General features: G+C 71.2%; 13 protein-coding genes. 7 read left to right on the forward strand and 6 right to left on the reverse strand.

Annotated features, from left to right (window positions below; all coding sequences use genetic code 11):
- From WA805_RS20900 to paaA, 5 genes are all read right to left on the reverse strand, one after another.
- Positions 1-842 (reverse strand): FAD-binding oxidoreductase (locus WA805_RS20900; RefSeq protein ID WP_425243167.1); only part of this gene is annotated, 842 nt, incomplete at its 3' end.
- Positions 843-844: 2 nt separating this feature from the next.
- The gene (paaD, locus tag WA805_RS20905) at positions 845-1,318 is read right to left on the reverse strand and encodes a 1,2-phenylacetyl-CoA epoxidase subunit PaaD (RefSeq protein ID WP_422286609.1); all 474 of its coding nucleotides are present in this window, start codon (positions 1,316-1,318) and stop codon (positions 845-847) included.
- Positions 1,312-2,160 (reverse strand): 1,2-phenylacetyl-CoA epoxidase subunit PaaC, encoded by an 849-nt coding sequence (gene paaC / locus WA805_RS20910; RefSeq protein ID WP_422286607.1) that lies wholly within the window; start codon positions 2,158-2,160, stop codon positions 1,312-1,314. The genes paaD and paaC overlap by 7 nt, the downstream gene beginning before the upstream one ends.
- Positions 2,160-2,465 (reverse strand): 1,2-phenylacetyl-CoA epoxidase subunit PaaB, encoded by a 306-nt coding sequence (paaB, locus tag WA805_RS20915; protein ID WP_422322656.1) that lies wholly within the window; start codon positions 2,463-2,465, stop codon positions 2,160-2,162. Before paaB ends, paaC begins: the two co-directional genes overlap by 1 nt.
- On the reverse strand, positions 2,449-3,375 hold the full coding sequence (gene paaA / locus WA805_RS20920; RefSeq protein WP_422279936.1) for a 1,2-phenylacetyl-CoA epoxidase subunit PaaA: 927 nt from the start codon (positions 3,373-3,375) through the stop codon (positions 2,449-2,451). Before paaA ends, paaB begins: the two co-directional genes overlap by 17 nt.
- A 98-nt stretch (positions 3,376-3,473) precedes the next feature.
- Here paaA and paaK point away from each other — a divergent pair, with 98 nt between their 5' ends.
- The 3 genes from paaK to WA805_RS20935 are packed head-to-tail and all read left to right on the forward strand — an operon-like array spanning position 3,474 to position 6,097.
- Complete coding sequence (gene paaK / locus WA805_RS20925) at positions 3,474-4,748, forward strand: phenylacetate--CoA ligase PaaK (protein WP_425243172.1); 1,275 nt, start codon at positions 3,474-3,476, stop codon at positions 4,746-4,748.
- Entirely contained in the window at positions 4,745-5,383 is a 639-nt protein-coding gene (locus WA805_RS20930) for a TetR/AcrR family transcriptional regulator (protein ID WP_422339590.1), read from the forward strand. Before paaK ends, WA805_RS20930 begins: the two co-directional genes overlap by 4 nt.
- A gap of 12 nt (positions 5,384-5,395) precedes the next feature.
- Complete coding sequence (locus WA805_RS20935) at positions 5,396-6,097, forward strand: VOC family protein (protein WP_425243168.1); 702 nt, start codon at positions 5,396-5,398, stop codon at positions 6,095-6,097.
- A 5-nt stretch (positions 6,098-6,102) separates the two neighbouring features.
- Here the strand turns inward: WA805_RS20935 and WA805_RS20940 are convergent, their stop codons facing one another.
- A complete protein-coding gene (locus tag WA805_RS20940) occupies positions 6,103-7,053 on the reverse strand; it encodes a phosphotriesterase family protein (protein WP_424559045.1) in 951 nt (316 codons plus the stop codon).
- A gap of 92 nt (positions 7,054-7,145) precedes the next feature.
- Here WA805_RS20940 and WA805_RS20945 point away from each other — a divergent pair, with 92 nt between their 5' ends.
- The 4 genes from WA805_RS20945 to WA805_RS20960 form a co-directional block, all read left to right on the forward strand.
- Positions 7,146-7,595, forward strand: coding sequence for a hypothetical protein (locus tag WA805_RS20945; RefSeq protein ID WP_425243169.1), 450 nt, complete (start codon positions 7,146-7,148; stop codon positions 7,593-7,595).
- Positions 7,596-7,618: 23 nt separating this feature from the next.
- Entirely contained in the window at positions 7,619-8,314 is a 696-nt protein-coding gene (locus tag WA805_RS20950) for a DUF899 domain-containing protein (protein ID WP_424559039.1), read from the forward strand.
- Between the two features lie 70 nt (positions 8,315-8,384).
- Positions 8,385-9,284 (forward strand): DNA-3-methyladenine glycosylase family protein, encoded by a 900-nt coding sequence (locus WA805_RS20955; protein ID WP_425243170.1) that lies wholly within the window; start codon positions 8,385-8,387, stop codon positions 9,282-9,284.
- 86 nt (positions 9,285-9,370) lie between these two features.
- Positions 9,371-10,408: hypothetical protein (locus tag WA805_RS20960; protein WP_425243171.1), on the forward strand; the 1,038-nt coding region annotated here is incomplete at its 3' end.

Raw genomic sequence — 10,408 nt, forward strand, 5'->3', positions numbered from 1 at the left:
CCGTCGAGGACCGGGGTGCCTGGCGGGATCGTGACCGTCGTGGCGCGGCCGTCGAGAATGACCGTGACCTCAGCGCCGGGGCCCGCGGTTTCCGTGTGGGTGACGACGGGCGGCGGCTCTTCCTCCACATAGAACAGTTCGCGGTGCATCCGCTGGCGCGGCACGCCGAACGAGCTCAGGACCTCGATCGCGCCGGTCACCATGCCGAACGGGCCGCATAGCCACCAGTCGGAGACGGCCGGCACGTCGAGGAGAGCCGGCAGCAGCGTTCGCAGCTTCGCCGCGTCCAGGCGGCCGGTGAACAGGTCGACCTCCTGCGCCTCCCGCGACAGCACGTGGACCAGCCGCATCCGGGTCGGGTAGGCGTCCTTGAGGTCGGCCACCTCGTCGGCGAACATCACCGTGTCGGCGCGGCGGTTGCCGTACAGCAGGGTGACCTCGGCTCCGGCCGCCAGCAGCGCCGCCGCGATCGACAGCACCGGCGTGATGCCAGAACCGGCCGCGATCAGCACGTGCCGCCCGCGTACCGCCAGGTCCGGGGTGAACGCGCCGGACGGCGGCTGGACCTCGATCGTGTCGCCGGGGCGGGTGCCGCGCACCAGCCAGCCGGACACGCACCCGTCCGGCACCTCGCGCACGCCGATCCGCGGCGCGCTGCCCGGCGGGACGCAGATTGAGTAGGACCGGCGCTCGTCGCCGCGCCGGACCGTCAGCGACTGGCCCGGGCGGAACGCGAACGTCTGGCGCAGGTCCGGCGGGACGGCGAACGTCAGCGCGGCGGCGTCCGCCGTCAGCCGGTCGACCGCCGACACCGTCAGCGGATAGAACACCGCGGGCGGCACGCTCAGTACTCCTTCACGTGCTCGAACGGCTCCCGGCAGGCCTGGCACTGGTAGAGCGCCTTGCACGCGGTGCCGCTGAACCGGGAGAGCTCGCGGGTGTCAGGCGACCCGCAGCGCGGGCACGGCACCGCGAGCGGTACGAGAACAGGCCCGCCACGGGCGGCCGGCTGCCCCGGCGGTGCGATGCCCGCCTCGGCCAGTTTCCTGCGGCCATCGGGGGTGATCCAGTCGGTGGTCCAGGGAGGCGACAGCTCGGTGCGGATCGCCACCTCACGGAAGCCCGCCCGCTCTAGGCGGCGGCGCAGGTCGGCGGCGATCTGGGCCATCGCGGGGCAGCCGGAGTACGTCGGCGTGATCGTGACCGTCACTGCCCCGTCCGCCTCCCGCACGTCCCGCAAGATGCCGAGGTCCGCGATGGTGAGGGCCGGAAATTCGGGATCCGGAACGGACCCGGCCGTCTCCCTGGCGCTCACCATGTCGCGTCCGGGTTGGCGCGCGCGACGCTTTGCAGCTCGGCGAGGATGTAGCCCATTGCCTCGGTGTGCGTGCCGTCGCGGCCCGTCTTGCCCGCGACCGGGGCCAGCGGGGGCGCCGACGGGCGGGGGAGGGTGGCCTCGGCGATGACCGCGTCGAGGTAGGCGGCCGCGTCGGCGTCGAGGTCGAGCTCACCGACCAAGGGCCATAGGGCGTCCAGAGCTGCCTGCGCCTTCGCGTGTGAGTAGTCCGTGCCGTCGCCGAGGCGGATGACCCAGGCGGCGGCGTAGTCGCGGTGGTAGGTCAGCTCCTTGACGGCCTTGGCCGCGATCGCGGCGAGCACCGGGTCAGGGTCCGCCGTCAGGCGGTCGAACTGGGACAGCCGCCAGGCGGAGAAGACTAGGAGACGGGCGGTCAGCTCGGCGAAGTCGGCATCGGCGCGCTCCACCAGGCGGACGTTGCGGAACTCGCGCTCGTCACGGAAGAAGGCGAGCTGGTCCTCGTCCCTACCGCGCCCTTCGGCCTGGCCGGCGCGGGTCAGCAGCAGGCGGGCCTGGCCGAGGAGGTCGAGTGCGATGTTGGCGAGGGCGGTCTCCTCCTCGAGTTCCGGCGCGCGGGTGACCCACTGCTGGAGCCGGTGGCTGTAGATGAGCGCGTCGTCGCCGAGCGCGAGGCAGCGCTCGGCGAGGGCGGCGGCGTCTGATGGGTTCACGCCTGCCTGCAGCGTCACATCGACCCCCGCGAGGGGGTCGGCAAAACCCGTGCCGAACGCCCAGCGGTGGTCATCCTCCGTGACGTCAGTCAGCGACAGGTAAGCGTCGAATTCGCTCTCAGATTCGCTCATCAGATGTGGGGCACGTCTTCCGGGATCTGGTAGAACGTCGGGTGCCGGTACACCTTGTCGCCCGACGGGGCGAAGAACGGGTCCTTCTCGTCCGGGCTGGACGCGGTGATCGCGTCGGCGGGGACCACCCAGATGCTGACCGCCTCGTTCCGCCGGGTGTACAGGTCACGGGCGTGCCGCAGCGCCATTTCCGGGTCGGCGGCGTGCAGCGACCCGACGTGCACGTGGTTCAGGCCGCGCTTGCCGCGCAGGAACACCTCGTACAGCGGCCAGCCAGTGCTTGGTGGCTCAGTGCTTGGCGGCATGCGCCATCGCCGCCTCTCGTACCCAGGAACCCGCGTCGTGGGCTGCCTGCCGCCGGGCGATCCGGTCGGCGTTGCACGGGCCTGCGCCGCCGACGACCGCCTTGAACTCGGCCCAGTCGACCTCGCCGAAGTCGTGGTGGCCGCGGGCCTCGTTCCAGCGGAGCTTGTCGTCCGGCAGCGTGACACCCAGCCGGTCCGCCTGCGGGGCCGTCATGTCGACGAACCGCTGGCGCAGGTCGTCGTTGGTATGCCGCTTGATGCCCCAGGCCATCGAGCGCTCGGTGTTCGGGGACTGCGCGTCCGGCGGGCCGAACATCATCAGCGACGGCCACCAGAACCGGTTCACGGACTCCTGGACCATGGCTTTTTGCGCGTCGCTGCCGCGCATCATCGTGAGCAGCAGCTCATAACCCTGGCGCTGGTGGAACGACTCCTCTTTGCAGATCCGGACCATCGCGCGGGCGTACGGGCCGTACGACGACCGGCACAGCGGCACCTGGTTGCAGATCGCGGCGCCGTCGACCAGCCAGCCGATCACGCCGACGTCCGCGTAGCTGAGCGTCGGGTAGTTGAAGATGGACGAGTACTTCTGCCTGCCGTCGATGAGCCGCTCGGTCAGGTCGGCGCGGTCGGTGCCGAGGGTTTCCGCCGCGGCATACAGGTACATGCCGTGCCCGGCCTCGTCCTGGACCTTAGCGAGCAGGATCGCCTTGCGGCGCAGGCTCGGGGCGCGGGTGATCCAGTTGCCCTCCGGCTGCATCCCGATGATCTCCGAATGCGCGTGCTGCGCGATCTGCCTGATCATCGTCTTGCGGTAGCCGTCAGGCATCCAGTCCCGTGGCTCGATCCGGCCCTGGCGGGCTATCGTCGCCTCAAAGTGCTCGCTCAGTTGCGTCTCGCTGAGCTCCATACAACAATAATGACCGATCGTTCGGTCAGTAATCAAGTTGGGTGGTGACCGCTGTGGCGGGTGCGTTCAGAGTGGAAGACGACGACGAGCCGGGTGCGATGCCGGGCGGCCCCGAGGAACTGCGGGCGCGGCAGATCGTGCGGCTCCGCGCGACGCTGCGGCACGTGTACGCCAACGTGCCGTTCTACCGGGACATGCTGGACGCGGTCGGCCTGCAGCCCGATGACTTCCACGACTTCTCCGATCTCGCCAAGCTGCCGCTAACCAGCAAGGACGACCTGCGCGCCAACTACCCGTTCGGGCTGCTCGCGGTCGACGAGGACCAGATCGCGCGGATCCATGCCTCCAGCGGCACCACCGGGACGCCCGTCGTGGTCGCCTACACCAAGTACGACCTGGACATCTGGGCTTCGGTCGTGGCGCGGTCCATCAGGGCGGCCGGCGGGCGGCCCGGCGACACGGTGCACATCGCCTACGGGTACGGGCTCTTCACCGGCGGGCTCGGCGCGCACTACGGCGCCGAGCGGCTGGGCTGCACCGTGATCCCCGCCTCCGGCGGCGTGACCGCGCGGCAGGTGCAGCTGATCAACGACCTGCGGCCGGAGATCATCATGGTCACGCCGACCTACATGCTGACGCTGCTCGACGAGTTCGAGCGGCAGGGGCTGGACGCGGCCGAGTCGTCGCTGCGGATCGGGATCTTCGGCGCCGAGCCGTGGACCGAGGCGATGCGCCGCGAGATCGAGCAGCGGGGCGGCCTGACCGCGGTCGACATCTACGGGCTGTCCGAGGTGATCGGGCCTGGCGTCGCGCAGGAGTCCGCGACGACCAAGGACGGGCTGCACATCTGGGAAGACCATTTCTACCCGGAGATCGTCGGGCCTGACGGCGCGGTGCTGCCCGACGGGCAGCCCGGGGAGCTGGTGCTCACCACGCTGACCAAGGAGGCGATGCCGGTCATCAGGTACCGCACCCGGGACATGACGCGGCTGCTGCCCGGGAGTTCGTACGCGCCGTTCCGGCGGATGGCGCGGATCAGCGGGCGCAGCGACGACATGATCATCCTGCGCGGCGTCAACGTGTTCCCGACGCAGATCGAGGAGATCGTGCTGCGCGTGCCCGGGCTCGCGCCGCATTTCCAGCTGCTGCTCACCCGGCCGGAACAGCTGGACGAGCTGACCGTGCTCGTCGAGGCGGCGCCGGGATCCGCGGAGGCGCGGGAGGCCGGGGCTCGCGACGCGGCAGCCGCGGAGATCGTGCGAGTGGTGAAGGACAGCATCGGGGTGACGGTGCAGGCGAAGGTCGTCGACCCCGGGACGCTGGAGCGGTCGACGGGGAAGATGCGGCGCGTGATCGACGAGCGGTCGACGTGAACGAAGTCGTATCCGCGGGACGCGAGCCCCGGCGCCCCCGCCGCCCCGGGCGCCCAGGGCACGACCTGGAGTCGATCCTGGTGACCGCGGTGCGGCTGTTCAACGAGCGCGGCTACGACGCGACCTCGATGGGAGACCTGTCCCTCGCGCTGGGCATCACGAAGTCGGCGATCTACCACCATGTCTCCTCGAAGGAGGAGCTGCTGCGGCTCGGCACCGGCCGGGCCCTTGACGGGCTGTTCCGCGTCGCGGCAGCGGCCGAGGCACTTCCCGGTCGCGCCGTGGACCGGCTGGAGCACCTGGTCAGGGGCAGCCTCGGGGTGCTCGCGGCGCAGCTCCCGTTCGTCACCCTGCTGCTGCGGGTGCACGGCAACACTCCCGCCGAACGCGAGGCCCTCGCCCGCCGCCGCGAGTTCGACCGGTTCACCGCGTCGCTGGTCAAGCAGGCCGTCGCGGACGGCGACCTGCGCACGGACATCGACCCGGCGCTGACCGCCAGGCTGCTGTTCGGCCTGGTCAACTCGGTGTCGGAGTGGTACAAGCCACGGCCTGGCGACGACGGCGCCGCGGTGGCCGACGCGGTGTGCACGCTCGTCTTCGACGGGATAGGGGTCGTTAGCAGTCCGGATCGCTGACAGGATGGGCGCATGCATTCCGCACCGCTCTCCGGGGCACCGCTCTCCGGGGCAGGGCTCAACCGGGCAGAGCTCTCCGCGGCGGTCGCCGACGCCGGCTGGCGGCTCGTCCTCGGTGACCTGTGCACGCAGGTGGCCACCGAGTCCCTGCGGCAGGCCGCGGATACGGCCGCTACGCTGGCCACGCTCGACAGCGCCGTGCCGGCCGCGGATGGTCACGGGCAGCTCCGGCTGGATATCCGCCCTGACCGGCTCGTGATCACCCTCGCCGGGGTGCTCGGCGAGGGGCGGGCCTCGCCGGCGAGCGCCGCGGCCGCCTGGGGCATCTCCGCCTGGCTGCGCGAACTGGGCCTTCCGCCGGAACCGGCGCGGGTGCAGACGGCCGAGATCGGGATCGACGCACTGGACATCCCGGCGGTGCTGCCGTTCTGGCGGGCGGTGTTCGGCTACGCGGACGAGTCGCCGCACGCCATCGTCGATCCCGCCGGCCGGGGGCCGGCGGTGTGGTTCCAGCAGATGGACGCCCCGCGGCCGCAGCGCAACCGCATCCACATCGACGTCTCGGTGCCGCACGACCAGGCGCAGGCCCGCCTTGAGGCCGTGCTGGCCGCGGGCGGCAGGCTGCTCAGCGACGCGGCGGCACCGGCGTTCTGGGTGCTGGCCGACCCCGAGGGCAACGAGGCCTGCATCACCACCTGGCAGGCTCGGGACTGACGCGCTTAGCCCGCCTTGCCCGCAAGGATGCGGGCCGGGTTGCGGACCAGCATCGCGTCGATCTGGTCCTCGGTGACACCGTGCTCTCGCAGGTACGGCAGCACGTCCTGGCTGACGTGCAGGTAGTGCCACTGCGTGAGGTCGTCGAGCGAGCCGGGCTCGAACCAGTCGATGTAGCAGCAGGTGTCGTGGGACAGCACCATGCGGTCCGCGAGGCCGCGGCGGCACAGCTCGACGACCAGGTCCGAGCGGTCCTGGAACGTGGCGAAGTGGTCGATGCCGAACCGGTCCATGCCGAGGGTGAGCCCGGCCTGGACCATGCTCTCCAGGTAGTCGGGACTATCGGTGGCGTCACCGCTGTGCCCGAGAACGACGCGGTCCAGGTCCGCGCCTTCCTGCTTGAGCACCTCGAGGATGGCCGGGCCGTGCTGGCCGGCGGCGTGCGTGTGGATGGTGACCGGCGTGCCGGTCTGGGCGTGCGCCTGCGCGACGGACCTGAGCACGCGCTCGACGCCCTGGGTCAGGCCCTTCTCGTCCACCGCGCACTTGAGCATCCCGGCCTTGACGCCGGTGCCGGCGATCCCCTCGGTGATGTCGCGGACGAACAGCTCGGTCATGGCCTCCCGGTGCCGCCGCCAGAAGAACATCGGCACCTCGTCGAACGTGTAGATTCCGGTGGCCACGACGATGTTGAGGCCAGGGACCTGATCGGCGATCCGCTTGACGCGCGGAACGTTCCGGCCCTGGCCGATCGCGGTGACGTCCACGATCGTGCCGATGCCGTGCTCAGGGAGCTCGCTGAGGCGCCGCACGGCGTCCGCCACGCGGACGTCCTCGTCGCCCCACTCGTCGGGGTAGTTCTGCTGGACGTCGGCCGTCAGCACGAACACGTGCTCGTGCATGAGCGTTCTGCCGAGGTCCGAAGCTGGTACCGGGCCGCGCGCTGTCTCTACCATCGTCACACCGGAATCCTCCCGCATCACGGCCCTGTGTCAATTACGGCACGGTGTCAACGGCGGCGTCCCATTGCGTCCGCTATCGTCGGCGTATGGACGACGACGAGCAGTTCGCGGTCTCCTATCAGGGCGTCTCCCCTGGCGTCCCGGTGCTCACCAAGGACGGGACGCAGTTCGGCATCCTCGAGCACGTGCTCGAGGTCCCCGAGGAGGATGTCTTCGACGGGATCGTGGTGTGGACAGGCGGTGGCGGCTGGCTGGACCGGCGCATCCAGCGCGACCTGAGCAGGGACGAAAAGTCGGCCGCCCGGCGGCTGGAACTGCTCCAGCCACAGCATCTCCGGTTCGTCGACGCGGACCACGTCGCCGCGATCACCGCCGGCTACATCCGCTGCGACCTGGACGTGGCGCAGGCCACCGCGCTGCCGCCGCCGGAGCGGAACACCCCGGTCTACTACGCCAACGCGATCGACCAGGCGACGGGTTACCACAGGACGTACGGCACCATGTTCCGCCGGGCGCGGTGGAACCGCGGGAGCTAGACCCCCAGGGAGGGCAGGCCACGATGAAGACTCCACCGATCGTGTCACCGCGGGAGTGGGATGTCGCCCGCCAGGACCTGCTGGTCGAGGAGAAGAAGCTGACCCGCGCCCGCGATGCGCTGGCCGCCAAGCGCCGCCGGATGCCGTGGATGGCGGTGGAGAAGGAGTACCGCTTCGACGGTCCGGAGGGCCCGGTGAGCCTACTCGACCTGTTCGAGGGTCGCCGGCAGCTGATCGTCTATCGCGCTTTCTACGCGCCAGACGTCACCACGTACCCGCAGGGGGGCGGTGCTTACCCAGAACGTGCCTGTGTGGGCTGCTCGTTCCTCGCCGACCAGGTCGCGCACCCCGCCCACCTGAACGCGCGGGACACGACGCTCGCGTTCGTTTCGCGCGCTCCCCAGGCCGAGATCCAGGGCCTGAAGGAGCGCATGGGCTGGGAGCTGATCCCGTGGTACACGATCACCGACGACTTTGACAAAGACTTCGGCGTGGACGAGTGGCACGGGACCAACGCCTTCGTCCGCGACGGCGAGCGGATCTACCGGACCTACTTCGTCAACAGCCGGGGCGCCGAGGCGATGGGAAGCACCTGGAGTTACCTGGATATCACGGCGCTTGGCCGCCAGGAGGCGTGGGAGGACTCGCCGGAGGGCTATCCGCAGTCCCCACCGTACGCGTGGTGGAACTACCACGACGCGTACGGCAAGACCCCGTGATCGGGATTCCAGGCCCCTTCCTGAGCACGTCTGAGCACGGAATGTCAGACCCTAGAGCTATATCTGTGACATGAAGCTCACTACGTGCACCATCCAGCCGGATGGGCCATTCTCGCTGGCCGCGGCCGCCGGGTTCGGGTTCGGGCCGAACATGGCGCGCCCACTGCCAGCGGGGAACGAGATGCGGCTGGCGTTCGTCACCGACGACATGCGGCACCACGCCGGGGTTCGCCTGGCGCAGGTTCCCGGCGGGGCCATCGCCGCCACCGTCGACACTGACGGGGATCCCGAGGCCGTGCTGCGGCAGGTCCGGCGGATCTTGTCCCTCGACCACGACGCGGCGCCGTGGGCGGAGGTCGGCGCCCGCGACCCCGTGATCGGCGCCCTGCAGCGCGAGCATGAGGGGCTGCGGCCGGTGCTGTTCCACTCCCCCTACGAGGCCGCCGCCTGGTCGATCATCAGCGCCCGGCGGCACCGCGCGCAGGCGGCGGCGATCCGCGACCGGATCAGCGCCGAACTGGGGCGCACATTCACCGTCGGCGGCGAGCAGGTGCACGCGTTCCCGCTCCCCGGCCAGTTGCTGAGCGCCGATGCGATCCGCAGCGTCGCCCCCAACCGGGTGGCCTGGCTGCACGCGGTCGCCCGCGCGGCCCTCGACGGCGCCCTCGAGCCCGGGCTGCTCGCGTCGATGGAGCCCGCGGCGGCGCTCGCGCACCTGCAGCAGCTCCCCGGCATCGGGCCGACGTATGCCACGCTCATCCTGCTGCGCGCCACCGGGGTCACCGACCTGCTGACGTTCGGCGAGCCGCGGCTGCCCGGTTATGTCGCGCACTTCTACGGCACCGGCCCCGGGCCAGCGTCGCCGGCCGAGCTCGAGCGGATCGCCGAGGGCTGGCGCCCGTTCCGCACCTGGACCGCCGTTCTGGTCCGCGTGGCAGGCGACGGGCTGGGCCTGCCGATCGCCGCCTGACCCGACCGCGGGTGGTAGTGGCACCACGTCGCGTGACCAGTTGGCCTGATTGGCAGCGGGCCGGACGCGCGCCACACTGACGTAGTGTGAATGTCCTGCGGCCCGCCTGGTACCGGCTGACCGTCACGCTGCGCCGCCGCTGGGCCGGCTACCTGGGACTTGTCCTGATCATCGGGCTGACCGGCGGCGTCGCGCTGGGGGCGGCCGCGGCTGCCAGGCGCACCGAGTCGTCGTTCCCTGTGTTCCTCGCCAGCACGAACCCGTCCGACCTGACCGTCCAGTATTCGCAAGCCAGCACGTCCGCGGGCCTGCCGCCGTTCGCCCGCGTCGTCGCGGGCCTGCCGCTGGTGCGGCACGCGGAATCGGCCGTGGAGCCCGTCGCCGATGTGCTCGGCCCCGACGGCGCGCCGCTGCCGGCCAGCATCGCCGCGAGCCTCACGGTGGCGTCCGTGGCCAGCGTCGACGGCCTGTACTTCGATCAGGACCGGGTCGGCGTCCTCGCCGGGCGGATGGCTAACCCGGCCAGCCGCGACGAGGTCATGATGAACGCGCGAGCCGCTAGCCTGCTGGGGCTGCGCGTCGGGGAACTGGTCCCCATCGGCTTCTACACCGACGCGCAGGCGGGGTCGCCGGGCTACGGAACGGCGCGGGTGCGGCCGGTGGTCAGGATCGAGGCGCGGATCACCGGGCTGGTCGAGTTCAACGACGAGCTCGTGCAGGACGACACCGACCGCCCGCAGGGCGACCTGCTGTTCACCCCGACGCTGACGAAGACGCTGCTCGCGGCCGGGACGAGCAGCGGCATCTCCTGGTACGGACTCAAGCTCGACGGCGGCGCCGACAGCGTCCCGGCCGTCGAGGGGGAGGCGGACGCCAGGCTCGGCGCCGGCGGCGCCGCCTGGTTCAGGGTCGCGTCGGCCGACGAAGCGCAGGTGCAGAGCAGCATCGAGCCAGACTGGATCGCGCTCGCCGCGTTCGCCGTCATCGGGCTGGCCGTCACGCTGCTCGTCGGGGCGCAGGCCATCGCCCGGCAGGTCCGGGCGGGCGGCGCCGACCGGATGGTGCTGCGGGCACTAGGCGCCGGCCCTGCCATGGTCGCCGCCGACTGCCTGCTCGGCCTGCTC

The organism is Trebonia sp., from assembly GCF_049794275.1.
GTDB lineage: Bacteria > Actinomycetota > Actinomycetes > Streptosporangiales > Streptosporangiaceae > Trebonia.

Bases quoted from the DNA above. Each gene is read 5' to 3' on its own strand.
- paaD (WP_422286609.1), bottom strand. From the start codon at position 1,318: ATGGTGAGCGCCAGGGAGACGGCCGGGTCCGTTCCGGATCCCGAATTT.
- paaC (WP_422286607.1), bottom strand. From the start codon at position 2,160: ATGAGCGAATCTGAGAGCGAATTCGACGCTTACCTGTCGCTGACTGAC.
- paaB (WP_422322656.1), bottom strand. From the start codon at position 2,465: ATGCCGCCAAGCACTGAGCCACCAAGCACTGGCTGGCCGCTGTACGAG.
- paaA (WP_422279936.1), bottom strand. From the start codon at position 3,375: ATGGAGCTCAGCGAGACGCAACTGAGCGAGCACTTTGAGGCGACGATA.
- paaK (WP_425243172.1), top strand. From the start codon at position 3,474: ATGCCGGGCGGCCCCGAGGAACTGCGGGCGCGGCAGATCGTGCGGCTC.
- WA805_RS20935 (WP_425243168.1), top strand. From the start codon at position 5,396: ATGCATTCCGCACCGCTCTCCGGGGCACCGCTCTCCGGGGCAGGGCTC.
- WA805_RS20940 (WP_424559045.1), bottom strand. From the start codon at position 7,053: ATGGTAGAGACAGCGCGCGGCCCGGTACCAGCTTCGGACCTCGGCAGA.
- WA805_RS20945 (WP_425243169.1), top strand. From the start codon at position 7,146: ATGGACGACGACGAGCAGTTCGCGGTCTCCTATCAGGGCGTCTCCCCT.
- WA805_RS20950 (WP_424559039.1), top strand. From the start codon at position 7,619: ATGAAGACTCCACCGATCGTGTCACCGCGGGAGTGGGATGTCGCCCGC.
- WA805_RS20955 (WP_425243170.1), top strand. From the start codon at position 8,385: ATGAAGCTCACTACGTGCACCATCCAGCCGGATGGGCCATTCTCGCTG.